Below are 25462 nucleotides of genomic sequence, written 5' to 3' on the forward strand. Positions count from 1 at the left end.
GCTCGTACCTGCCTCGTCGCAGTCAGCTAACATGCTGAATTCGAATAGGATAGGCTGCGCCGTGAAAAGTGCAGACCCGTCATGGAAAGGATACGTCAATGCTCGGACGCAAGCAGCCGGAGCCCAAGATCGAAAGCCCCGACGAGACCCAGCAAGCTGGGCGGGCCGGTGCGGCATTCCGGCTGACCGTGAGTTTCATGCTCGTGGTCGTCATCGCCTTCCTGGCCGTCGAAGGCTGGCGGACCTGGCGCGACTACCGCGCCGCTTTTGCGTCTGCCCGGGATTCGGTGACGAACCTGGCGCGGGCGACGGCCCAACACGCTGAAGATACCATTCGACAAGTGGATGTGGTCACCGCCGCCCTCGCCGAACGGGTGGAAGGCGATGGCCTGCAGAACATGGACATCCCACGCATCCATAAGCTATTGGTGCAGCAGGCTGCCATCATGCCGCAACTGCACGGGTTGTTTATCTATGGCCCGGATGGCCAATGGCTGGTGACGGACAAGGAGGCGATCCCGGAAATGGCGAACAACGCCGACCGCGACTACTTCCAATACCACCGTACCCACGAGGATCAAGGCGTGCGCATCGGTGACGTCGTCAATAGCCGCTCCACCAACGACCTGATCATTCCCATTTCCCGCCGCCTGAACAACCCTGATGGCTCGTTTGCCGGCGTATTGCTGGGGACCGTGAAGGTGAGCTATTTCGTCGACTACTACGGCGACTTCAAAATCGATGGCAAAGGCGCACTGGTCCTGGCCAAGCGCAGCGGAACGATCCTGGTCCGACGCCCCTTCGTCGCTTCGGTGATTGGCAAGAGCCTCGTCAACAGCGTGATTTTCAGGGAACATTTACCCACCTCCAACCAAGGGGTTGCCGAGGCCAAGGCCGTCGTCGACGACACCGAGCGCCTGTACGGCTACCGGGCCCTGACCACTTACCCGCTGGTGGTGGAAGCCGGCCTGTCCCGCGAATCGATCATCGCGCCCTGGCGCCGCGACCTGTTCAAGACCGGTTTGGTGCTGATTTTCCTGATCGCGATCCTGGTGGGCTTCGGGCTCATCGTGTTGAGCCAGCTGCGTTACCGCATGGCCATGGAGAAGCAGATTCGCAGCGCCCACCAGGCCATGCGCGACATGGCGCTGACCGACAGCCTGACCGGGCTGGGCAACCGCAGGCGGCTGGATATCGCCCTGGCCGATGAGATCCGCCTGGCCAGGCGCCAGGGTTCGTCCCTGGCCCTGATCATGCTCGACGTCGATTACTTCAAGCGTTTCAACGACAAATACGGCCATGCCGCCGGGGACGATTGCCTGCGGGCGATTGCAACCGCGCTCGGGCAGACCATCAAAAGGCCGGGCGACCTGGCGGTCCGCTATGGCGGTGAAGAGTTCACCGTGCTGCTGCCAAACACCGACAGCGCCGGCGCCACCAAGGTCGCGCAGCAAATCCTCGAAGCGGTCAGGGCCTTGAACATTGAACATGGCGACCACCCCTTGGGCATTGTGACCATCAGCGCGGGCATCACCACCTGCCAGCCGAGCGGCGAGGACGTCACCCCGGCCATGCTGATCAGGGCCGCCGATGCCTTCTTGTACCTGGCCAAGAACACCGGGCGGAACCGCTGGTGCAGCGCCGACTCGACGCCGGGGTGAACCCGCGGGAGTGCCGCGCATCGGTCAGAATCGTGCAAACCCAAGTCCACAGGTGCCGGCGAGGCGCCTGGCGGCTACAATGCGCGCTTCGACCGTGACCAGCCTGACTAAAAACAAATGTCCTTGCCCAAACATCATCTGGAATTGCTCAGCCCCGCCCGCGACGTGACCATCGCCCGCGAGGCCATCCTGCATGGCGCAGACGCCGTGTACATCGGTGGCCCGAGTTTCGGCGCGCGTCACAACGCCTGCAACGAGGTGGGCGATATTGCCCGGCTGGTGGAGTTCGCCCACCGCTACCACGCCCGTGTGTTCACGACCATCAACACCATCCTGCACGACAACGAACTGGAGCCGGCCCGCCAGCTGATCCACCAGTTGTACGACGCTGGCGTCGACGCGTTGATTGTCCAGGACCTGGGGGTGATGGAGCTGGATATCCCGCCCATCGAGTTGCACGCCAGCACCCAGACCGACATCCGCACCCTGGCCCGGGCAAAGTTTCTCGACCAGGCCGGTTTCTCGCAACTGGTCCTGGCCCGTGAGCTGAACCTGCAGGAAATCCGTGCCATCGCCGACGAGACCGATGCGGCCATCGAGTTCTTCATCCACGGTGCGCTGTGCGTGGCGTTTTCCGGCCAGTGCAACATCTCCCACGCCCAGAACGGCCGCAGCGCCAACCGTGGCGACTGCTCCCAGGCCTGCCGCCTGCCCTACACCCTCAAGGATGACCAGGGTCGGGTGGTCGCCTATGAAAAACACCTGCTGTCGATGAAAGACAACAACCAGAGCGCCAACATCCGTGCCCTGGTCGAAGCCGGCGTGCGTTCGTTCAAGATCGAAGGGCGCTACAAGGACATGGGCTATGTGAAGAACATCACCGCCTATTACCGCCAGCGCCTGGACGATGTCCTCGAAGACCGCCCGGACCTGGCCCGCGCGTCCAGCGGCCGTACCGCACACTTCTTCGTCCCCGACCCGGACAAGACCTTCCACCGTGGCAGCACCGACTATTTCGTCAGCGAGCGCAAGATCGACATCGGCGCCTTTGATTCGCCAACCTTTACCGGCGTGCCGGTGGGCGTGGTGGAAAAAGTCGGCAAGCGCGACCTGCAAGTGGTGACCTTCGATCCGCTGTCCAACGGCGACGGTCTCAACGTACTGGTCAAGCGCGAAGTCGTCGGTTTCCGCGCCAACATCGCCGAGCCCAAGGGTGAATTCGAAGAGGACGGCCAGAAGCGCTACCGTTACCGCGTCGAACCCAACGAAATGCCGGCCGGCATGTACCAGTTGCGTCCCAACCACCCGTTGAGCCGCAACCTGGATCACAACTGGCAGCAAGCGTTGCTCAAGACCTCCTCCGAGCGCCGCGTCGGCCTGGCCTGGGTCGCGCGCCTGCGCGAAGAGCACCTGGAGCTGACCGCCACCAGCGAGGAAGGCATCAGCGCCAGCATCACCCTGGACGGGCCGTTCGGCCTGGCCAACAAGCCGGAACAGGCCCTGGAGCAACTGCACGACCTGCTCGGCCAATTGGGCACCACCGAATACCACGCCACCGCCATCGAGCTGGATGCGCCCCAGGCGTTCTTCATCCCCAACTCGCAGCTCAAGGCGTTGCGCCGCGAAGCCATCGAGGCCCTGACCGCTGCTCGTGTGGCGGCTCATCCACGGGGTGGCCGCAAGGCCGAGACCAGCCCGCCGCCGGTGTACCCGGAGTCGCACCTGTCGTTCCTGGCCAACGTCTACAACCAGAAGGCCCGGGACTTCTATCATCGCCACGGGGTCAAGCTGATCGATGCGGCGTTCGAGGCCCACGAGGAAACCGGTGAAGTGCCGGTGATGATCACCAAGCACTGCCTGCGCTTCTCGTTCAACCTCTGCCCCAAGCAGGCCAAGGGTGTCACCGGCGTGCGCACCAAGGTCGCGCCGATGCAACTGATACACGGCGATGAAGTGCTGACGCTGAAGTTCGACTGCAAACCCTGCGAGATGCATGTGGTCGGCAAGATCAAGGGGCACATCCTTGACCTGCCATTGCCCGGCAGCACGGCGCAGCCTGTGGTAGGTCATATCAGCCCTGAAGACCTGCTCAAGACGATTCCACGCGCGCCACATTAAACAATATCCACCCGCATCCCCTGTGGGAGTGGGTGTTCACAAAGCGTGTGTCCACCACAGTTCCCCTGTGGGAGCGAGCTTGCTCGCGATGGCGTCAACAGGATCAGCATGGATGCAAGCTGACCCACCGCTATCGCGAGCAAGCTCGCTCCCACATTGGGTTGCGGGCGTTCACAAAGCGTGTGCCCCGCTCCCACACTGAGTGTCGGCTGGTTGGAATGGATTTTTCATTTCTGCGCCGTTTTCGCTTTTCCGGGCGACAAATTCTGTTCAAGGGCTCCCCCGCCGCGGGTTCATGGTGTTAGGTTGTAAGTGATTGTTTCATCACACGACACTTCTCCCCTGCAAAGGAATGCCTGCCACCATGAACTTCCCGTTCAAGCGTCTTGCCGTCGCCACCCTCGTACTGTCCAGCCTGTCGTCATTCGCGATGTCGGCCAACGCCAATATCACCGCACAACAAAGCGCGACCCTCGTCAAAACCTTTTCCGACACCTCCGTCACCGATTTCCGGCAGTTCCTCGCGGAAGTAGCCAAAAACGACCTCGCCAAAACCGCGAACCTCGGCCCGGCCATCAGCGCCTTCCAGGACAACAAAACCCTGTCGGCTGAACAACAGAACGAAATCCATCGCCTGCTGGGCCTCTACGCCCGAGTGAAATACGGCACAGCCGCCACCGAGACGCTGAAGGAACTGGTCGCCATCCCGACCTTTCGCAAGGACGGTGTAGCCCAGCACGAGAATCCGGAATTTCTCAAGATCGCCGACAAGATCAAAAGCCTGGCCGAAGCGTTCAAGCTGAACTTCCGCAACATCGACAACCGCGTCTATGAGATTTCCCTCGAAGGCAGCGGTGACGAAGTCGTCGGTATCCATGCCCATGCCGACGTGGTGCCGGTCACGCCGCAAAACTGGGTGTTGAAAGACGGCACCCGCCTCGATCCGTTCAAGGTCACCCTGGTGGGCGACCGCATGTATGGCCGGGGCACCGAGGACGACAAGAACGGCATCGTCGTGGCGCTCTACGCCATGAAGATCATCAAGGAAGAAAAACTGCCACTGGCGCGCAACTTCAAGCTGCTGGTCGACACCACCGAGGAAACCACCGGTGACGCCATCCCCTATTATTTCGAACGCAACCCGACGCCCAACTACAACCTGGCGCTGGATGGCGGCTACCCGGTGGTGATTGCCGAGAAAGGCTACGGCACCGTCATGGCGAACTTCGCCCGGCGTACCGCACAGGGCAAGGGCGCGCAAATCACCGCATTGACCGGCGGCCTGGCGACCAATCAGATTCCGTCGACCTCCGTGGCCACCTTTACCGGCGACAAGCCTGCCGAACTGGCCGCCGACCTGCTCAAGGCCGCTACCGACTATGCCAAGCGCAACGGCGGCAATTTCGAAGTGGGCACCCAAGTCGTCGGCAAGGACGTGCAACTGACCTTCACCGGCGTATCCGCCCACTCCTCCGAGCCCGAGTCAGGCGTCAACCCGGTCGCGCGGATGCTGGACTTCATCAATGGCCTGGACGGCAAGGTCGCGCTCAAGCACAACCACATCACCGACGCCGCCCGCTACGCCGCCGACAACTGGGGCCTGGACTATCTGGGCAGCAAACTGGGGATTGGCTTTTCCGATGCCTTCATGGGCCCGCTGACCGCGTCCCTGACGTTCGTCGGGATGGATGAGAAGACCTTCAAGCTTGCGGTCAACCTGCGGGTACCGGTCGGCAAGCCCACCGAAGCGATCAAGACTGACATTGCCGATAAATTGGCCGCCTGGAGCAAGAAATCCAAGGTCGCCGTGGCCTTCGATTACTCCATCGACGAGCCGATGTACCGCAACCCCGAGGGTGAATGGGTCAAGGCGCTGCTGGCCGTGGCCAGTGAGAACCTGGGCATGGAACACAAATACGGCACCTCCGCCGGCGCCACCTCGGTCCATGACTTGCCCAATGGCGTGCAATTCGGCCTGGCGATGCCCGACGTCAAGTACACCGGCCATAACGACAACGAGTTCAAGACGGTGGAGCAGTTCCTGCTGGACTTGCAGATCGTGACCGAGATGATGGGGCGGATCGGGCAGTTGCCGAAGTTGTGATTGTCCGAGCCACACCGTTCACTTGAAACTTGCTTGCCCCTGAGGCTTGCTTGGCTCCTGTGGCGAGGGAGTTTGCTCCCGCTGGGTCGCGCAGCGGCCCCAAGATTTTGCGGGCGCTGCGCACCCGAGCGGGAGCAAGCTCCCTCGCCACAGGGTTGCTTCATTCCTTCATGTGAGTGGCGCTGGGATCGATGACCTTGGCGGTAATATCGACCAGCTCCAGCCCCCAATCACCATGCAGGTACCAATCGTCCCCAATCATCTCGGCCGGGTGCATGGTTCGATCGGCACCATTCCCACAGGCCAACGCAGTGGTCGGACAGTAACGATCACAGCCCCAGCAAATGCGCTCGGGATGTTTGGGACTGATGGGAAAAGGCTTTGCCATGGCGCCCCCGCATAACAGATGGGTGTGCCCGTACCCTACCCCGTCGGGACAGCGCCACCCTTGATGCCGATCAAGAACAGCCGCGCGCGAGCAACAAATGCTCCCCGAGCAAAATTTCGCGTTGAAAATTGACAAGAATCATTATTATTCGCAGCGAAGCTTCCTAGACTCGGCGCCATCATTTAGCCAACCAGGAAGTCATCATGCGCCCCGCTGCTCCGTTGTCCCTCGCCCTGCTGTTACTCGCACCGCTGGCCCAAGCCAAGGAATACCCCATCGGCGAACCGCAACTGTGCCCGGGGCTGGAAGTCGGTGCGGTGTACCTACAACCGATCGAAATGGCCCCCGCCGGCATGATGCGCGCCACCGCAGATTCGGATGTGCACCTGGAAGCCGACATCCGCGCCACGGCGGACAACCAGCAAGGCTTTCAGGAAGGCAGTTTCGTACCCTATCTCAACGTGTCGTTCCAGCTGAAGAAACAAGGCAACGACACCGAGCTCAAGGGCGACTTCCACGCCATGGTCGCCAATGACGGGCCGCACTACGGCGACAACGTCAAGCTGCTCGGCCCTGGCAAATACCAATTGACCTTCACCGTCCTGCCACCGGGTGGCCACGGGTCCCTCGGTCGTCATACCGACAAGGAAACCGGCGTGGCGCCGTGGTTCGAACGCTGCGAGCTGCATTACGAATTCGTCTACGCCGGGATCGGTAAAAAAGGCGGGTACTGAACATGCGCCGCCGATCCTGGCCGTCATGCCTGGCCTGGCTGATGCTGGCCGGTCTGCTGCTGCCGTCAATCGCCCAGGCCGAACTGCCCACCTATGAGTTGAGCATGCGCGACGGGCATTTCACGCCGTCGCAGCTGGAAGTGCCGGCCGGGCAACGCTTCAAGATCGTGCTGAAGAATGTCGGCCAGGGTCCGGCGGAATTCGAAAGCACGCCATTGCGCGTCGAAAAAGTGCTCTCGCCCGGCGTCACGACCTTCGTGGTCATCCATCCGCTGCGCCCCGGGCACTATCCGTTTTTCGATGAATTCAACCCGCAACTGCCCGAGGGCGGGATTCTCGCCCAATGATCGGCCTGCAGGAGGCATTTGCATGACTCAATCGATGTTTATTGTCTGGCGCGAAAGCGTCGAGGCGTTGTTGGTGATCGGTATCCTCCAGGCCTGGGTCAGCCGGCAACAACAGGCCAGCCATCTGTTGCGGTACCTATGGAGCGGCGCACTGCTCGGCTTGCTGTTGTCGGGCGTATTGGCCGGTTTGATCCTGCTGGCTGGCGAAGCCATGAGCGGCAGCGCCAATGAATGGTTCCAGGCTTCGCTGGCGTTGATCGCGAGTCTGTTGATCGTGCAAATGGTCGGCTGGATGCATCGCAACGCGGGGACACTGAAGCAGGACCTGTCGCGCCAAGCCGACCAGCGCCTGAACCGCCAGGGTGGCCTGGGCCTGATGGTGCTGGCGTTACTGGCGGTCAGCCGCGAAGGCAGTGAAACCGTGGTCTTCCTGTACGGCGCCGGCGCCCGCTTGCAAGGGCCGTCACTGGGCCTGTTCGCCGTGGGTGCAATCGCTGGCCTGGTGCTGGCGCTGTTGAGCGTTTCCTTGCTCCACGGCAGTCGCCGGTTCATCTCCTGGCGGCGTTTCTTCGCCATCAGCGAAGCGATCCTGCTGCTGTTGGGTGCGGCGTTGCTGGTCAGCGGCATCGAGCGGATCGGCGGGCAATTGCTCGCGATGGATTGGCCCGAGCCGGTGTACCGTGGCATTGGCGATGCACTGTGGAACAGTAGCGCGATACTGGACGACGGCCATGGCCTGGGCGGATTCCTCGCCGATTTCGCCGGGTATCGCGCCAGTCCCAGCGCGCTGACCTTGCTGGTATGGCTTGGCTATTGGCTGGCCGTCGCAGGATGGTTGCGGACACCCAAGGAGGAAAACCTGCCATGCCCCACCTGAACCCCTGGCTCCAGCGCCTGGGCGACGGCATGCGGCGCCACGGCGCGACCATTCGTGCCGTGCAATGGGCGGTGGTGCTGTTCTACGCGGTGCTGCTGGTGATACCCGCCCTGTTGCCATTGCCCAGCAGTCAGGCGCACCTGTTCGACAACCTCACGCTGTTGGCGCAGTTCCTGTTCTGGGGCCTGTGGTGGCCGTTCGTATTGCTCTCGATCGTCTTGTTCGGTCGGCTCTGGTGTGGCGTGCTGTGCCCCGAAGGCGCCTTGAGTGAATGGGCCAGTCGCTACGGCAAAGGCCTGGGTGTGCCGAGAAGCGTCCGCTGGGCCGGCTGGCCGACCCTGGCGTTCTGCCTGACGACGATTTATGGCCAACTCATCAGCGTCTACGACTATGCCCAGGCGGCGCTGCTGATCCTGGGTGGCTCGACCGTCGCGGCAGTGATCGTTGGCCTGCTGTTCGCCCGTGGCAAGCGAGTGTGGTGCCGTTACCTGTGTCCGGTCAGTGGCGTCTTCGCCCTCCTCGCCCGCCTGGCACCGATGCACTTTCAAGTAGACGAACAACGCTGGCTGGAAAACCCTGCGCCGCGTCGCCCCGCACCCAACTGCGCGCCCTTGCTGGACATCCGCCGAATGCGCGGCGCCACCGATTGCCACGCCTGTGGTCGCTGCAGCGGCCAGCGCGATGCGGTGCGCCTGATCGCCCGCTCCAGCAACCAGGAAATCCTTCAGTCAACGCCCACCACGCTCTCGCCCTGGGATGTGCGCTTGCTGCTGTTCGGCGTCATCGGCCTGGCCATGGGGGCCTTTCAATGGACCGTCAGCCCCTGGTTCATCACCCTGAAGCAGGCACTGGCGCAATGGCTGGTGGCACACGACCGGTTCTGGCCGCTGCAAGACAACGCGCCCTGGTGGCTGCTGACGCACTATCCGCAACTCAACGACAGCTTCAGCTGGCTCGATGGCTTCTGCATCGTCGCGTATCTGGGCATGAGTGCCCTGTTGCTGGGGACTTCGCTGATGCTGCTGATGCGCCTGGCGGCACGACTCGCCGGCGATTGCGCAGAGTATTTGCCCCTAGCCGTCACCCTGACGCCCCTTGGCGGCGCAGGCCTGTTCCTCGGCCTGTCGGCCACCACCGTCAAGTTACTGCGCTATGAAGGGTTGTTGCTCGAGTGGGTGCAACCGGCTCGAGCCGGATTGTTGGTGGCGGCGATAGCCTGGAGCCTGTGGCTGGGTTGGAAACGCCTGGAACAGACGTCTGCATCGCCCGTTCAGCGACTGCCCGCCATGGCCTGCCTGATAGTGGCCAGCGGTCTGGTGGGTTATGGGTGGTGGTTGCAGTTTTGGGGGTGGTAACACACTAAATCCGGTGGGAGCGAGCTTGCTCGCGATGACGTTGCACAGCCAACATCACTGCAGCTGACCCACCGCTATCGCGAGCAAGCTCGCTCCCACAGGGGTTTGGCAGGCAGGCACTCAAACCTGCAATCCCTCAACTACGCAACACGAACGAAGGAAACAACTCGCGCATCGTGGCCCACAGCTCCGGCTGCGAGGCCTGCGCCGAGACACTGGAAAGATGCGGGTCGAGCATCCGCGCGGTGCGCACCAGTTGCACGGCAAACCGGTTGACACCGCGTTCGCTCAAGCGTCTGGCCAGGGTCAACAGGCGTTCGGGGTCGAACAGATGCCAGTGCACCGTCGTGCGACATTCATAATCAACGCCGCTGTCCAGCAGGTGGTCGAGGCTGCGCCAGTTGGCGGCGCCGCTGCCTTCGACCCGGGTCACCTCCAGGGCATCTTCGGGCAAGGCCTTGATGTCGAACCCCACCCAGTCGGCAAGCCCGACCACTTTGGCGAAGGCCGCCGGCTTGATGCCGGCGCTGTGCAGGCCGATGCGAAAACCCATCTGCCGCACTTGCTCCATGGCCGGCGCCAGGCCGTCCTGCAAGGTCGGCTCGCCGCCGCTGAACACCACGGCGTCGAGCAGGTCCTGACGGCGTTGCAGGAACGCCAACACCCGACACCAATCCACCTCCTCGCTGCCGCGTGGCGGGATCAGTTGCGGGTTATGGCAATAACGACAACGCCAGGCACACCCCTGGCAAAACAGCACACAGGCCAGTTGGCCCGGATAATCGAGGGTGGTCAGGGGCACCATGCCCCCAACCCGTAGCACTCGACTCATGGACGCCCGGCCGCGCGTTCGGTGAAGTGCACCCGCTCACGATGCTCGGATTGCTTACCGGGGTTGAAGGCCGCCACCGGGCGGTGATACCCCATCACCCGGGTCCAGACTTCACAACGTTGACGCTGTGCTTGTGGAAGGCTTTGTGATGCATTCATGGGTGAAGCTCCTTGCGGTCGATGGATCGGATCAGTGAACGCTGCCTGCCAACTGCTGTTGCAGCAGCAAGGCCTCGTCGCATTTGGGGCAGAACTCGTGTTCGCCGGCCAGGTAGCCGTGCACCGGGCAGATGGAAAAGGTCGGTGTGATGGTCAGGTACGGCAGGCGGAAACGTCCCAGGGCCTTGCGCACCAGTTGCTTGCAGGCCTGTGTCGAGGAAATCTGCTCGGCCATGTACAGGTGCAACACGGTCCCGCCGGTGTATTTGCACTGCAGTTCGTCTTGCAACTCCAGGGCTTCGAACGGATCGTCGGTGAAGCCCACCGGCAGTTGCGACGAGTTGGTGTAGTACGGCGCGACCGGGCTGCCAGCCTGCAGGATATCCGGGTAGCGCTTGAGGTCTTCCTTGGCGAAGCGGTACGTGGTGCCTTCGGCGGGCGTGGCTTCGAGGTTGTAGAGGTGGCCGGTTTCCTCCTGGAAACGCAGCAACGTGGCCCGCACGTGATCCAGCAGTTTCAGGGCGAATGCCCGGCCCTGCTCGGTGTGCAGGCCTTGCTGGTCGTCGGTGAAATTGCGCAGCATTTCATGCAGGCCGTTCACGCCGATGGTGGAGAAGTGGTTGCGCAACGTGCCGAGGTAGCGCTTGGTGTAGGGGTACAAACCGGCATCCATGTGATGCTGGATGACCTTGCGCTTGACCTCCAGGCTCTCTTTCGCCAGTTCCATCAGGGTATCGATGCGTTGCAGTAACCCGCTGGTGTTGCCTTTGTACAGGTAGCCCAGGCGCGCGCAGTTGATCGTCACCACGCCCAGGGACCCGGTCTGCTCCGCCGAGCCGAACAGGCCGCCGCCGCGCTTGAGCAGCTCGCGCACGTCCAGTTGCAGGCGGCAGCACATCGACCGCACTTGGTTGGGTTGCATGTCCGAGTTGAGGAAGTTCTGGAAATACGGCAAGCCGTAGCGGGCGGTCATTTCGAACAGCCGGTCGGCGTTCTCGCTGTCCCACGGGAAGTCATGGGTGATGTTGTAGGTCGGGATCGGGAAGGTGAACACCCGCCCTTTCGCATCGCCAGCCTGCATCACCTCGATGTAGGCGCGGTTGATCAGTTCCATTTCCGCTTGCAGGTCACCGTAGGCGAACGGCATCTCTTCACCGCCGATGACCGGGACCTGTTCGCGCAGGTCCTGGGGGCAGACCCAGTCGAACGTCAGGTTGGTGAAAGGGGTTTGCGTGCCCCAGCGCGACGGCACGTTGAGGTTGTAGATGAACTCCTGCAACGACTGGCGAACCTGGTCGTAGCTGAGCCGATCCTTGCGCACATAGGGCGCCAGGTAGGTGTCGAACGAGCTGAACGCCTGGGCGCCGGCCCATTCGTTTTGCAGGGTGCCGAGGAAATTCACCATCTGCCCCAGGGCGCTGCTCAGGTGCTTGGGCGGCCCGGCCTCGACCCGCCCTGGCACGCCGTTGAGGCCTTCATGCAAGAGCGTGCGCAAGGACCAGCCGGCACAGTAGCCGGCGAGCATGTCCAGGTCGTGGATATGCAGGTCCGCCTCGCGATGCGCCTCGCCGATGGCCTGGCTGTAGACTTCGTCGAGCCAGTAATTGGCGGTGACCTTGCCCGATACGTTGAGGATCAGCCCGCCGAGGGAATAGCCCTGGTTGGCGTTGGCCTGCACGCGCCAGTCTTCGCGATCCAGGTATTCGTTCATCGAAGTGGCGACTTCCACCAGCGTACGACGATCCCGACGCAGGCGTCCGTGTTGCTCGCGATAGACGATGTAGGCGCGCATGGACAGGAAATACCCGGCGTCCATCAGAACGCGCTCGACGCGGTCCTGGATCTGCTCGACGTTCAACCGCGACTGCCCTTCCAGCCGTGCCAATACCGCCTCGAGCAACCCTTCGGCCTCGGCTTCGGCATACTCACCGGTGGCCTTGCCGGCGGCGATCAGCGCCTGGCGGATCTTGTCCGCATCAAAGGCGACCACACTGCCATCGCGCTTGTGCAAGCGGTTACACCCTACTGAGATCAACGTGCTCTGCATTTTGGCTCCAGACACTACATATAGGCTTTTTAATTTGTAAAAACACAATATGCAGTGGAGAGTACGGCCAAATGATCGAGTTGCAATTGATCGATATCAAGAATCGGGGGCGACGACCAACCCGCTTGGAAAGGAGCAATGCGCCTCGCACAAGGGGATGGGAGTATGGCTGGGAGAACCAGGTTGGCTGGCAGGCCGCCTTCGCGAGCAAGCTCGCTCCCACAGTTGGATCGGGGTATGACCGTGAGAACCAGGTTGGCTGGCAGGCCGCCTTCGCGAGCAGGCTCGCTCCCACAGTTGGATCGGGGTATGACCGTGAGAACCAGGTTGGCTGGCAGGCCGCCTTCGCGAGCAGGCTCGCTCCCACAGTTGGATCGGGGTATGACCATGAGAGTCAGGTCGGCTATAAGGCCGCCTTCGCGAGCAAGCTCGCTCCCACAGTTGGATCGGGGTATGACCGTGAGAACCAGGTCGGCTGGCAGGTCGCCTTCGCGAGCAGGCTCGCTCCCACAGTTGGATCGGGGTATGACCGTGAGAGTCAGGTCGGCTGGCAGGCCGCCTTCGCGAGCGAGCTCGCTCCCACAGTTGGATCGGGGTATGACCGTGAGAATCAGGTCGGCTGGCAGGCCGCCTTCGCGAGCAGGCTCGCTCCCACAGTTGGATCGGGGTATGACTGTGAGAGTCAGGTCGGCTATAAGGCCGCCTCGCGGTGGTCGTTGATTTCGGCGCCCCGTTAACCACGATGGCCGAACGCAGGCATTGTGGAGTGGGCATCCCGGCATGGATGCCGGGATAGCCGCGCTGGGCCATGGATGGCCCTTCGCGGCGGCCCACGGAGCAATGCCGGAGTGAGGGCACACCGAGCCTAGGCGAGGTGCCGAGTGGTGGGGCATGAGCGCTTTGGTTACTTTCGCGCTTTTCGAAAGTGACCCGCCGTCAGGGCGGAACCCTAAGTGGCCGTTACCGCAGAAACGGATATGTCCCCAACACCCCAACACCCCAGCACCCCAGCACCCAGAACAGGACTGCTACGCAACCCAGCGTGAGCAAGCTCCCTCGCCACGGGGTCCGCGTAAACCCTTACCCCCCACTCATATTCATGAACCGCACAATCTGCACCTCCCCACCCGGGTTGAAGTCATGCCGCAATGGCTTGCCGCGCAACGCCTGCTGCACCGCCTGGATCACCGGTTGATCGTCCAGCGGATAACGTCGCAGCAAGCCACGCAGGTCAAGAGAGTCTTCTTGCCCCAGGCACAACAGCAAGCGCCCTTCGACAGTCATGCGCACGCGGTTGCAACTGGCGCAGAAGTTATGGGTGTTGGGCGAAATGAAACCGATCCGGGTATCCGGATGACGCTCCAGGCGCACATAGCGCGCCGGCCCGCCGCTGCTCTCGGCGCTGTCGAGCAGGCGATAATGGCGAGCGATCTCCGCCCGGACCTCATCGCTGGAACAGAACGACTCACCCCGGGAACGCCCCACCTCCCCCAACGGCATCTCCTCGATAAAACTGATGTCGATGCGTTGATCGATGGCGTACTGCACCAGCGCCGGGACCTCATCGAAGTTGCGTCCTTTCATCACCACGCAATTCAACTTGACCCGCTCGAACCCGGCGACCTTCGCCGCTTCAATCCCTGCCAGCACTTGATCGAGGTTGCCGTTACGGGTGATTGCCCGAAAACGCTCCCCGTCCAGGCTGTCGAGGCTGATGTTCATGCGCTTGACCCCGGCCTCGACCAGCGGCTGGGCCAGTCGCCCCAACTGCGAGCCATTGCTGGTCATCACCAGCTCCCGCAGGCCGGGCAGCGCCGCGATCTCGCGACATAACCCAACGATGCCCGGGCGAATCAGTGGCTCGCCACCGGTCAGGCGGATTTTCTTCACCCCCAGGCCGACGAACAGCCGCGCCAGGCGCTGCAATTCTTCCAGGGTCAAGACTTGCTGACGCGGCAGGAAGGTCATGTTTTTCGCCATGCAATACACACAACGAAAATCACAACGATCGGTCACCGACATCCGCAAATAATCGATCTGGCGCCCAAATCCGTCCTGCAACACCGCGTTCATGAAAATCTCCCGATTGAACCTGTGCTCACTGCACCAGCGGCGAGTCGGCGCCCTGAAGGTGAATACCGCGAATATCCGCCGCACCGATCAGGGTTTGCAGGTATTGCACCAGCGCCTTTTGCCAAACGCCCTGCTGCAACTGCGTACGAATCGCTGTCGCCACGGCCTCATACGGCAACGGCTGGCCATCGATGCGCTGGTCGATGCTGATCACATGCCAGCCGTAGCGACTTTCCAGCGGCTTGCCCGCCAGGCCCGCCGGCAGGGTGAACAATTGGCGCTCCAGTTCAGGCACGGTCTGGCCCTTGCTGATCTGCCCCAGCGACCCGCCCTGCTCCTTGGACGGACACGCCGAATACTTCAGCGCCAGCTCGGCGAAGCTGCCCGGGAACTGGTCCAGCCGCTCCAGCAGCAACTCGGCCTGGACATGGGCCAGGCTGCGGGCCTCGGCATCGTCCGGCGCGCATTCGAGCAGGATGTGCCGCACCGCCAGCAACGGCGCGCTGTGGAAGCGCGCCCGGTTGCTTTCGTAGTAACGCAGGCAGGTGGCCTCGTCACACTGCGGCACCTGCACCTCGCGTTCGAGCAACAGCCGCGTGGCTGCCTCTTCTTCGTTTTCACCGGCACCGACCTGCAACGCCAGGCCCAGCTCGGCGATACGCTGCTGGAGCAATTGGCGGATCACCAGGGCCCGAGCGGCCTGGTACACCGCGTCCTCGCGACTGTCGGCCGGGTGATATTGCAGCTCCTGGGCCATCGCCTGCGGGGTGATCGACACCCCGTTGACGCTGATGATCGGCCACTCCTGCTCACTGCTGGCAATCAACTCTGGCGCTTGATCTTCCACCACCGGCCCGGCCTGGGCCGGCTCGAACTGCACCGCCCCTAGGGGCTCCACATCGACCACCGGCGGCACTTTTGCCGAGGAACCGCAACCACCGCCACCGCTACCACCGCCACATCCGCATCCACTCGCCATGATCTTCTCCTCAGAACTTCTGCCGAACGATTTGATAACGACGTCCCAGGTACCAGACCGGCGCACTGACGATGTGCACGAGACGGGTGAACGGGAATAGCACGAACAGGGTCAGGCCCAGCACCACGTGGAGCTTGTAGACCAGGCCCACCGGCGCTATCGCGGTAGCGGCTTCCACCGGCCGCAACAGCACAGTGTTCTGGGCCCAGTCGGCCAGCATCACCATCACCGAGCCATCCATATGGGCGGTGGATGCGACGATGGTCATCAGCCCCAGCACCAGTTGCACCAGCAACACCACCAGCACGAGGATGTCCGAGACATTGGAGGTGGCGCGCACCCGTGGGTCGGTCAGGCGGCGGTTGAGCAGCATCACCAGGCCGATCAGGCCCAGCACGCCGAAGAACCCACCGGAAACCATCGCCAGCAACTGCTTGTTCTCAGTGCTCAGCACATGGTGGTAGATCGCCGCCGGCGTCAGCAGGCCGACGAAGTGCCCGGCCAACACGAACAGCACGCCAACGTGAAACAGGTTGCTCGCCACGCGCATGCCGCGCTTGTTCAGCATCTGGCTGGAACCGGCTTTCCAGGTGTACTGGGACAGGTCGAACCGTGCCCAGCTGCCGAGCAGGCAAATCGCCAAAGCGACATAGGGGTAGACCCCGAACAACAACAGATCCCATTTAGACATTGCCCACCTCCCCGGCTGGCGCTGCGGCCCGCCCTTCATGCTGAAAATCCACCCAGTGCAACGGCACTGCACTTTCGTCCCGCGCCTTGCCTGGCGCGCTGGGCAGTGAACTGCAACGGTCCTGCTGTTCGGCCTTCATGAAATCCACCTGCTCTTCTTCCCAGATCTTGTCCAGGGCTTCGAGGGAGTCGTCCCGGGGCTCGGCCTTCACTTGCTCACGCAACTCGGCCACCGCCACCTGGGGTTCGGCCCCGGCGATTTGCAACAAGGCCCGGAAGCAACTGGCGTAGACGCTTTCACGCTCGTCCAGGCGCGCCGCGAGCAAGGCCAGCAGGTGCGCCACATCCGCCAGGCCCTCGCGGGCCTCGAGGTCTTCGCGGGTGGAGAGAAACTCCAGGTACAGCGGGATGTAGTCAGGCAACTCTTTGACGCCGATGGCGAAACCAGCCTCTTCGTACTGGGCCATCATGTCCACCATGGCCTGGCCCCGATCACGGGACTCACCGTGGACATGTTCGAACAGCAGCAGCGACAGCGAACGGCCCCGGCCGAACAGCGCGCCGTAGTGTTCCTGGCCGTCCATCAAGTCCTTGCCGCAGATCACTTCCAGCAATTCGAACAGCCCGGCGCGCTGCTGGGGACTGATTTCCCGTGCTTGCGCAATGGCCTGCTCCAGCTCGTCGCGAGCGGCCACCAGGGTCTCGGTCGGATAATCGAGCAGCAACGAAATCACCTTGAGAATGCGCATGTTCATTCCTCCCACAACTGCACGGTTTTGATCACGTCGCGACGATTGGCCTTCTTGCCGCCGAACATGTTGGTGTCGGAGCTGCCGCTGCAGCCGCTGCCGAAGCTGAAACCACAACCGGAGCGTTCGGCGAACGCATCGCTCATGGCGTCTTCACGGTGGGCGCTCGGTACGACGAAACGGTCTTCGTAGTTGGCGATGGCCAGGTAGCGGTACATCTCTTCCACCTGGTTCACGCTCAAGCCGACGTCGGCCAGCACTTGCAGGTCCTGCACGCCATCGACCTGTTCGGAGCGCTTGTAGGCCCGCATCGCCAACAGACGCTTGAGGGCGCGTTTGACCGGTTTTTCGTCGCCGGCAGTGAGCATGTTCGCCAGGTAACGCAGCGGAATGCGCAGGCTGTCGACATCGGGGATCACCCCGTTCATGCCCACGGTACCGGCGGCGGCAGCGTTCTGGATCGGCGACAGTGGCGGCACATACCAGACCATTGGCAAGGTGCGGTATTCCGGGTGCAGCGGCAGCGCAAGTTTCCAATCCACGGCCATTTTGTAGACCGGCGAGCGTTGCGCCGAGTCGATCACCGACTGTGGCACGCCATCGGCCAAGGCCTGGCGAATCACCGCCGGGTCGTTGGGGTCGAGGAAAATCTCCAGTTGCTTCTCGTACAAGTCCTTCTCATCGGCGGTGCTCGCCACTTCGCTGATGCGGTCGGCGTCATACAGCAGCACGCCGAGGTAACGGATCCGGCCGACGCAGGTTTCAGCGCAGACCGTCGGCATCCCGGCTTCGATGCGCGGGTAGCAGAAGATGCATTTTTCCGACTTGCCGCTTTTCCAGTTGAAATAGATCTTCTTGTACGGGCAGCCGCTGATGCACATGCGCCAGCCGCGGCACTTCTCCTGGTCGATCAGGACGATGCCGTCCTCCTCGCGCTTGTAGATCGCGCCGCTCGGGCACGATGCCGCGCACGCCGGGTTCAGGCAGTGCTCGCACAGGCGCGGCAGGTACATCATGAAAGTGTTTTCGTACTCGCCGTAGATGTCCGCCTGGATCTTGTCGAAGTTCTTGTCCTTGCGCCGCTTGGCGAACTCGGTACCGAGGATTTCCTCCCAGTTCGGGCCCCATTCGATTTTCTGCATGCGCTTGCCAGACACCAGCGAACGCGGGCGCGCGGTGGGTTGATGCTCGCCCAGTGGCGCGGTGTGCAGGTGCTGGTAGTCGAAGTCGAACGGTTCGTAGTAATCGTCCAGGCTGGGCAGGTCCGGGTTGGCGAAGATGTTCGCCAGCACGCGGAACTTGCCGCCGATGCGCGGGTTGATCGAACCGTCGGCGTTGCGGACCCAGCCGCCCTTCCACTTGTCCTGGTTTTCCCACTCCTTGGGATAGCCGATGCCCGGCTTGGATTCGACGTTGTTGAACCAGGCGTATTCCATGCCTTCGCGGCTGGTCCAGACGTTCTTGCAGGTGATCGAGCAGGTGTGGCAGCCGATGCATTTGTCCAGGTTCAGGACCATGCCGATTTGTGAGCGAATCTTCATCTCAGTTCTCCTCGATATCAGTCGGCAGTGGACGCGGCAGATCATCGCCACTGGAACCGTCGAGCCAATCGACCTTGGACATCTTGCGCACCACGACGAACTCGTCGCGGTTGCATCCGACCGTGCCGTAATAGTTGAAGCCATAGGCCTGCTGGGCGTAGCCACCGATCATGTGGGTGGGCTTGAGCACCACGCGGGTCACCGAGTTGTGGTGGCCGCCACGGGTCTTGGTGGTTTCGGAACCGGGTACGTTCACGATTCGTTCCTGGGCGTGATACATCATCACCATGCCTTCCTTGACCCGCTGGCTGACCACCGCACGGGCGGTCAATGCGCCGTTGACGTTGAAGCACTCGATCCAGTCGTTGTCCTCGATACCGGCGCGCTTGGCGTCGATTTCCGAGAGCCAGACAATCGGCCCGCCACGGCTCAAGGTGAGCATCAGCAGGTTGTCGCTGTAGGTGCTGTGGATGCCCCACTTCTGGTGCGGGGTGATCCAGTTCAGGACGATCTCGGTCTCGCCATTGCTGCGCTTGCCCTTGACGCCGGCGATGGTGCGGGTGTTGACCGGTGGCCGGTAGCTCATCAGCTGTTCGCCGAACGCCTGCATCCACGGGTGATCCTGATAGAACTGCTGGCGACCGGTGATGGTGCGCCATGGGATCGACTCATGGACGTTGGTGTAGCCGGCGTTGTAGCTGACGTGATCGTCTTCCAGGCCGGACCAGGTCGGGCTGGAAATGATCTTGCGCGGTTGGGCCTGGATGTCGCGGAAACGAATGGCCTCGTGCTCCTTGGAGACGGCCAGGTGGCTGTGGTCGATACCGGTGAATTCCGACAGCGCTGCCCAGGCTTTCACCGCGACATGGCCGTTGGTTTCCGGGGCCAGGGACAGGATCACTTCGGCGGCGTCGATGGCGCTGTCGATTTTTGGCCGCCCTTGGCTGATGCCGGCCTCGACTTCCTTGTGGTTCAGTTCGCCGAGGAATTTCACTTCAGTCTCGGTGTTCCAGTTGATGCCCTTGCCGCCATTGCCGAGCTTCTCGAGCATTGGGCCCAGGGAGGTGAACTGCTTGTAGATGTTCGGGTAGTCGCGCTCCACCACCTGCAGGTTCGGTGCGTTCTTGCCCGGTACCGGCGCCACACCGGCGCTTTTCCAGTCGGTGCCGCCAAAGGGTTGGGCCAGCTCGCCGACGCTGTCGTGCATCAACGGTACGGTGACCAGGTCTTTTTCCACGCCCAGGTGGCCGACCGACATGGCGGAAAACGCCTTGGCGATGCCTTTGTAGATTTCCCAGTCCGAACGCGACTCCCAGGCCGGATCGATGGCGGCCGACAGCGGGTGGATGAACGGGTGCATGTCCGAGGTGTTCATGTCGTCTTTTTCGTACCAGGTCGCGGTCGGCAAGACGATGTCGGAATACACACAGGTCGAGGACATGCGGAAGTCCAGGGTGGTCACCAGGTCGAGCTTGCCGATGGCGCCTTCGTCGACCCACTCGGCTTCGGTGGGCTTGCACTCGGTGCTATGGCCGATGTCTTCGTTCATCACGCCGTTCTTGGTGCCCAGCAAGTACTTGAGCATGTACTCGTGGCCCTTGCCCGAGGAGCCCAGCAAGTTGGAACGCCAGATGAACATGTTGCGCGGGAAGTTCACCGGGCTGTCCGGCTGTTCGCAGGCAAAGCGCAGGGAACCGTCCTGCAGCGACTTGACCACGTAGTCCTTGGGTTCCAGGCCCGCGGCGGCGGCCTCGCGGCAGATGTGCAGCGGGTTGGTGTTGAGTTGCGGCGCGCTCGGCAACCAGCCAGCCCGTTCGGCGCGGATGTTGTAGTCCAGGGCGTGCTCGGGGAACTGCGATTTGTCGGCCAGGGGCGAGAGCACGTCGTGCATGCTCATCTTCTCGTGGCGCCATTGCGAACTGTGGCCATAGAAGAAGCTGGTGCCGTTCATCTGCCGTGGCGGACGGTTCCAGTCCAGGCCGAAGGCCAGGGGCAGCCAGCCGCATTGCGGACGGAGTTTTTCCTGGCCCACATAGTGGGCCCAGCCACCGCCGGTCTGACCGACGCAACCGCAGAGCATGAGCATGTTGATCAGCCCGCGGTAGTTCATGTCCATGTGGTACCAGTGGTTCATCGCCGCACCGACGATGATCATCGAGCGTCCACGGGTCTTGTCGGCGTTGTCGGCGAACTCGCGGGCGATCTGGATCGCCTTCTCGCGGCTCACACCGGTGATCTGCTCCTGCCAGGCCGGGGTGCCGGGCACCGAGGCGTCGTCGTAGTCCTTGGCGACGTTGGCGCCACCCAGGCCACGGTCGATGGCCAGGTTGGCCGCCGACAGGTCGAACACGGTGGCGACTTTCGCCACGCTGCCGTCGGCCAGCACCACGCTGTGCACCGGTACCCGCCGGAACTGCACCGCGTCACCGGCCACATGCTGGAAGTACTCCTGGGCTTCGCCGGCGAAGTACGGGAAGGCCACCTCGGCGACGTCGCCGCCGATCAGGCTCAGCTTGAAGTCGATCTCACGCCCCTCGCCGCCTTCGCGGGGAAGGATGTTCCACTTGCCCTTCTCGCCCCAGCGATAGCCGATGGAGCCTTGGGGCGAGACCAGTTCGCCACTGGCATCCAGGGCGATGGTTTTCCATTCCGGGTTGTTCTCCTGGCCGAGGTTGTCGGTCAAGTCACTGGCCCGCAGGAAACGGTCTGGCTGGTAACCCGCGCCCGGCGCCGCGCCAAGCATCGGCTTGAGCATCACCAGCACTGGCAGGTCGGTGTAGCGCTTGGCGTACTCGGTGAAATAGGCGCTGGGCTTGTCCAGGTGGAATTCTTTGAAGATCACATGGTTGAAGGCCTGGGCCAGCGCGGCGTCGGTGCCCTGCTTGGGGTTGAGCCACAGGTCGGTGAGCTTGGCGACTTCCGAGTAGTCCGGGGTGATCGCCACGGTCTTGGTGCCCTTGTAGCGCACCTCGGTGAAGAAGTGGGCGTCGGGGGTACGGGTCTGCGGGACGTTGGAGCCCCAGGCAATGATGTAGTTGGAGTTGTACCAGTCGGCCGATTCCGGCACGTCGGTCTGCTCGCCCCACACCATTGGCGAAGCGGGCGGCAAGTCGCAGTACCAGTCATAGAAGCTCAGGCACACGCCACCGATCAGCGACAGGTAACGCGAGCCGGCGGCATAACTGACCATCGACATGGCCGGGATCGGCGAGAAGCCCACCACCCGGTCCGGGCCGTGCGTCTTGACGGTGTAGACGTTGGCGGCGGCAATGATCTCGTTGACTTCTTCCCAGTTGGAACGGATGAAGCCACCCATGCCGCGCTTGCTCTTGTACGAGTCAGCCTTGGCCTTGTTCTCGACGATGCTGGCCCAGGCTTCCACTGGCGGCAAGGTCTGCCGGGCTTCGCGCCACAGCTTGAGCAATGGCTTGCGGATCTTCGGGTACTTGAGCCGGTTGGCGCTGTAGATGTACCAGCTGTAGCTCGCGCCACGCGGGCAGCCCCGTGGTTCGTGGTTGGGCAGGTCATTGCGGGTGCGCGGGTAGTCGGTCTGCTGGGTTTCCCAGGTGATCAGGCCGTTCTTGACGTAGATTTTCCATGAGCACGAACCGGTGCAGTTCACCCCATGGGTGGAGCGCACGATCTTGTCGTACTGCCAGCGGGAACGGTAGACGTTTTCCCAGTCGCGGGACTCCTTGCGGGTCTCGCCATGGCCGTCTGAAAACTCGCCTTGCTTGCGGTTGAAGAACCGCAGTTGATCCAGTAAATGACTCACAGTGTCTTCCTCTCAGGCTTGCTCCGCGGGGTCTGCGCCCCGCCCACGCAATAGTTGAATTCGTCTTAGCAGGGTGTCGCCGCGCCTTTGCGGGCGTACCACCACCAGGTCACCACGATGCAGCTCAGGTAGAAGCCGACGAACATGTAGAAGGCCATCTCCGGGCCGCCGGTCAGGGCCATCGAAGAGCCGAATGATTTAGGAATGAAGAACGCACCGAAGGCGCCCATGGCCGAGCTGAAACCCAGCACCGCCGCCGACTCCTTGCCCGCGTCCTTGATGGCTTGCTCGCGCACCTCGGGCTTTTTCCCCAGGGCGGCTTTTTCATGCAGGGTGCGGAAGATCACCGGGATCATGCGGAATGTGGAACCGTTGCCCACGCCGGTGGTGATGAACAGCAACATGAACATGCCCAGGAAGCCGTAAAAGTTGCCGCCCTGGCCACCTTGGGGCAGGAAGTGCAAGACGCCGAACACCATCACGATCATCAGCACGAAGTTCCACAGGGTAACCTTCGCACCGCCGAGCTTGTCCGCCAGCCAACCGCCCAGCGGCCGTACCAGCGCGCCCACCAGCGGGCCAAGGAAGGCGAATTTCAGGGCGATGACGTCCGGGAACGAGGTCTTGATCAACAGCGGGAACGCGGCGGAGAAACCGATGAACGAACCGAAGGTCGCCAGGTACAACCAGCACATCAGCCAGTTGTGCTTGCGCTTGAAGATCACCGCCTGCTCGCTGAACGACGCGCGAGCGCTGGACAAATCGTTCATGCCGAACCAGGCAATCAAGGTGACGGCGAGGATGAACGGTACCCAGATGAAACCGGCGTTCTGCAGCCACAGCGAGCTGCCATCGGCCAGCACCTGAGGCTGGCCGCCCATGAAGCCGAACACACCGAAAGAGATCACCAGGGGCACGCTGAACTGCATCACCGACACGCCCAGATTACCCAGCCCGGCGTTCAGGCCCAGGGCGGTGCCCTGTTGAGACTTGGGGTAGAAGAAGCTGATGTTGGACATGCTCGAGGCGAAGTTGCCGCCACCAAAACCGCAGAGCAGCGCGATCAGCACGAACACGCTGTAGGGCGTGGCCGGGTTCTGCACCGCGAAGCCCATCCACAGCGCCGGCAGCAGCAACGACGCGGTGCTCAGGGCCGTCCAGCGACGGCCACCGAAGATCGGCACCATGAACGAATAGAAGATGCGCAAGGTCGCGCCGGACAGCCCCGGCAGCGCCGCCAGCCAGAATAACTGGTCAGTGGTGAAGCTGAAGCCGATGGCGTTGAGGCGCACGATCACCGTGCTCCAGACCATCCAGACCGCGAAGGCCAAGAGCAGCGCAGGAATCGAGATCCACAGGTTGCGCCGGGCGGTCAGCTTGCCGCTACTGCCCCAGAAAGCAGGGTCTTCCGGACGCCAGTCATGAATGACCGGGCCTTTTTCAGGCGTTTGCAGAACGGACATGTTCTTCTCCTTGGGCAATGCTGGAAAACGGGGATTGGCTGGCCGGCGACTGTTTACCCAGCAGCGGGCGCTTGCGCATTTCGCTGAAGTACATCCAGGTCAGGGAGACCCAGACCACGCCGTACATCAACATGAAGCAGGACGAGCGCACGCCGGTGAGGTCCACCAGGGCGCCGAACATGATGGGTAGCACGAACCCGCCCAAGCCGCCGGCCAGGCCGACGATGCCGGACACTGCGCCCATGTTTTTCGGGTAATCATTGGCGATGTACTTGAAGACCGAGGCCTTGCCGAACGCGAAGGCGATGCCCATCACGAACAGCAGCACGGTGAACAGCGTGGCGTTAAGGCCGATATGGAAGTCGACGATGCCGTTGACGGTTTGCACTTGCAGCTGGGTCTGGGGGTAGGACAGCAGGAACAGACAGATCCAGCTCACCCACAACACCCACCAGGTCACGCTCTGGGCGCCCCAGCGGTCGGACATCCAGCCACCGACCGCCCGCAGCACGCCGCCAGGCAGGGAGAAACAGGCCGCCAACAGCGCGGCGCTTTGCAGGCTGAAGCCGTATTCCTGCACGTAGTACTTGGTCATCCACAAGGCCAGGGCCACGTAGCCGCCGAACACGATCGAGTAGTACTGGCAGTAGCGCCACACGGCCGGCTCTTTCAGGGTTTTCAACTGCTCGCGCAAGGTGGCGCCGCCGGTGCCGCTGTGTTCCTTTTTCTCGGTGGTGAGAAACCAGAACAACAGCGCGGTGATGAACAGGATGGCGCTGAACACCTTGGGCACCAGGTGCCAGGAGCCGAACGCGATCAGGGCCGGGGCGAGGAACTTGGTCACCGCCGCACCAGCGTTGCCGGCACCGAAGACGCCCATGGCGAAGCCCTGGTTCTGCTTGTCGAACCACTTGGCGACGTAGGCGATGCCCACCGAGAACGACCCGCCGGCCAGGCCGACGAACAGGCCCAGCACCAGGAATTGCCAGAAGGCCGTGGCTAGAGTGATCAAGTACAGCGGCAACACACAGGCCAGCATCAGCAGGAAGAACACGATCCGTCCGCCGAAGCGGTCGGTCAGAAGCCCCAGGGGCAAGCGCACCAGCGAACCGGTCAGCACCGGCGTGGCGGCCAGCAGGCCGAATTGGGTTTCGTTGAGGGCCAGCAGTTCCTTGATCGGAACGCCGAGCACGGCAAACATCATCCAGACCATGAAGCACACGGTGAAGGCCAGGGTACTCATCCCTAGTACCAGCCCTTGTTGCACTTGCGCTCGCATCACGATGCACTCCGTCAGTTCGATTGAGCGCAGCCTAGTGACAGGAACCCCGCGAAAACTTGACCTGGGTCAACGTGCCTCGGGGCGGTACAGGCCTATGCTTGGCCCGTCTACCTCCAAGGAGGTAGACCTGGATATCGATGAAACCCCTTGTTTATCAATATCTTGATCCAGTTGGCCGAGGCTTTTATGGAAACGGAACGGCCAGCAACTCTTTAGAGGTAGTGCGCCCAGGATCGGCTGCTACACCCCCCGGTCCAGGGCGCCCCCTATGTTCGGTTCACCGTTTTGC

19 protein-coding genes are annotated in these 25462 nt (G+C 62.4%); 7 read left to right on the forward strand and 12 right to left on the reverse strand.

Annotated features, from left to right (window positions below; genetic code table 11):
* The first annotated feature begins 98 nt into the window (after window positions 1-98).
* The 3 genes from ACZ5M5_RS16925 to ACZ5M5_RS16935 all read left to right on the forward strand — a co-directional run bounded on the left by ACZ5M5_RS16925 (window position 99) and on the right by ACZ5M5_RS16935 (window position 5883).
* Complete coding sequence (locus tag ACZ5M5_RS16925; protein ID WP_103310251.1) at window positions 99-1661, forward strand: sensor domain-containing diguanylate cyclase; 1563 nt, start codon at window positions 99-101, stop codon at window positions 1659-1661.
* A gap of 117 nt (window positions 1662-1778) precedes the next feature.
* On the forward strand, window positions 1779-3779 hold the full coding sequence (locus ACZ5M5_RS16930; RefSeq protein ID WP_060742112.1) for a peptidase U32 family protein: 2001 nt from the start codon (window positions 1779-1781) through the stop codon (window positions 3777-3779).
* Between the two features lie 364 nt (window positions 3780-4143).
* Window positions 4144-5883, forward strand: coding sequence for a dipeptidase (locus ACZ5M5_RS16935; RefSeq protein WP_060742111.1), 1740 nt, complete (start codon window positions 4144-4146; stop codon window positions 5881-5883).
* 160 nt (window positions 5884-6043) lie between these two features.
* Here ACZ5M5_RS16935 and ACZ5M5_RS16940 read toward each other — a convergent pair whose 3' ends face one another.
* Window positions 6044-6271, reverse strand: a complete 228-nt coding sequence (locus tag ACZ5M5_RS16940) for a DUF3079 domain-containing protein (RefSeq protein WP_060742110.1) — start codon at window positions 6269-6271, stop codon at window positions 6044-6046.
* 203 nt (window positions 6272-6474) lie between these two features.
* Between ACZ5M5_RS16940 and ACZ5M5_RS16945 the strand changes: the two genes are divergently transcribed.
* From ACZ5M5_RS16945 to ACZ5M5_RS16960, 4 genes are read left to right on the forward strand one after another with little or no spacing between them, the layout of a single operon-like run.
* Entirely contained in the window at window positions 6475-7005 is a 531-nt protein-coding gene (locus tag ACZ5M5_RS16945) for an iron transporter (RefSeq protein ID WP_103310255.1), read from the forward strand.
* Window positions 7006-7007: 2 nt separating this feature from the next.
* Window positions 7008-7352, forward strand: a complete 345-nt coding sequence (locus ACZ5M5_RS16950; RefSeq protein WP_060742108.1) for a cupredoxin domain-containing protein — start codon at window positions 7008-7010, stop codon at window positions 7350-7352.
* 22 nt (window positions 7353-7374) lie between these two features.
* Window positions 7375-8229 (forward strand): FTR1 family iron permease, encoded by an 855-nt coding sequence (locus ACZ5M5_RS16955; RefSeq protein WP_103310257.1) that lies wholly within the window; start codon window positions 7375-7377, stop codon window positions 8227-8229.
* Window positions 8217-9584, forward strand: a complete 1368-nt coding sequence (locus tag ACZ5M5_RS16960) for a 4Fe-4S binding protein (protein ID WP_060742106.1) — start codon at window positions 8217-8219, stop codon at window positions 9582-9584. The genes ACZ5M5_RS16955 and ACZ5M5_RS16960 overlap by 13 nt, the downstream gene beginning before the upstream one ends.
* Before the next feature lie 136 nt (window positions 9585-9720).
* On the opposite strand, the gene ACZ5M5_RS16965 is transcribed toward ACZ5M5_RS16960, so the two are convergent.
* The 11 genes from ACZ5M5_RS16965 to ACZ5M5_RS17015 form a co-directional block, all read right to left on the reverse strand.
* Entirely contained in the window at window positions 9721-10416 is a 696-nt protein-coding gene (locus ACZ5M5_RS16965) for an anaerobic ribonucleoside-triphosphate reductase activating protein (protein WP_060742105.1), read from the reverse strand.
* Window positions 10413-10574, reverse strand: a complete 162-nt coding sequence (gene nrdD, locus ACZ5M5_RS16970) for an anaerobic ribonucleoside-triphosphate reductase (RefSeq protein ID WP_003202433.1) — start codon at window positions 10572-10574, stop codon at window positions 10413-10415. Before nrdD ends, ACZ5M5_RS16965 begins: the two co-directional genes overlap by 4 nt.
* A 31-nt stretch (window positions 10575-10605) precedes the next feature.
* Window positions 10606-12621, reverse strand: coding sequence for a ribonucleoside triphosphate reductase (locus ACZ5M5_RS16975; RefSeq protein ID WP_464737657.1), 2016 nt, complete (start codon window positions 12619-12621; stop codon window positions 10606-10608).
* Between the two features lie 1080 nt (window positions 12622-13701).
* A complete protein-coding gene (gene moaA / locus ACZ5M5_RS16980) occupies window positions 13702-14694 on the reverse strand; it encodes a GTP 3',8-cyclase MoaA (RefSeq protein ID WP_464737658.1) in 993 nt (330 codons plus the stop codon).
* Window positions 14695-14719: 25 nt separating this feature from the next.
* Window positions 14720-15673, reverse strand: a complete 954-nt coding sequence (locus tag ACZ5M5_RS16985) for a peptidylprolyl isomerase (RefSeq protein ID WP_464737659.1) — start codon at window positions 15671-15673, stop codon at window positions 14720-14722.
* 10 nt (window positions 15674-15683) lie between these two features.
* On the reverse strand, window positions 15684-16364 hold the full coding sequence (gene narI, locus ACZ5M5_RS16990) for a respiratory nitrate reductase subunit gamma (RefSeq protein ID WP_060742101.1): 681 nt from the start codon (window positions 16362-16364) through the stop codon (window positions 15684-15686).
* On the reverse strand, window positions 16357-17112 hold the full coding sequence (narJ, locus tag ACZ5M5_RS16995) for a nitrate reductase molybdenum cofactor assembly chaperone (protein WP_464737660.1): 756 nt from the start codon (window positions 17110-17112) through the stop codon (window positions 16357-16359). The genes narI and narJ overlap by 8 nt, the downstream gene beginning before the upstream one ends.
* A gap of 2 nt (window positions 17113-17114) precedes the next feature.
* On the reverse strand, window positions 17115-18653 hold the full coding sequence (gene narH, locus ACZ5M5_RS17000) for a nitrate reductase subunit beta (RefSeq protein ID WP_060742099.1): 1539 nt from the start codon (window positions 18651-18653) through the stop codon (window positions 17115-17117).
* Window position 18654: 1 nt separating this feature from the next.
* Window positions 18655-22428 carry a nitrate reductase subunit alpha gene (locus tag ACZ5M5_RS17005; RefSeq protein ID WP_464737661.1) on the reverse strand — a complete coding sequence of 1258 codons (3774 nt, stop codon included), beginning with the start codon at window positions 22426-22428 and terminating at the stop codon, window positions 18655-18657.
* A 65-nt stretch (window positions 22429-22493) separates the two neighbouring features.
* A complete protein-coding gene (locus ACZ5M5_RS17010) occupies window positions 22494-23891 on the reverse strand; it encodes a NarK family nitrate/nitrite MFS transporter (RefSeq protein WP_103310814.1) in 1398 nt (465 codons plus the stop codon).
* Complete coding sequence (locus ACZ5M5_RS17015) at window positions 23869-25170, reverse strand: MFS transporter (RefSeq protein ID WP_219734580.1); 1302 nt, start codon at window positions 25168-25170, stop codon at window positions 23869-23871. The genes ACZ5M5_RS17010 and ACZ5M5_RS17015 overlap by 23 nt, the downstream gene beginning before the upstream one ends.
* Window positions 25171-25462: the final 292 nt, after the last annotated feature.

The organism is Pseudomonas sp. Van50 (assembly GCF_055390755.1).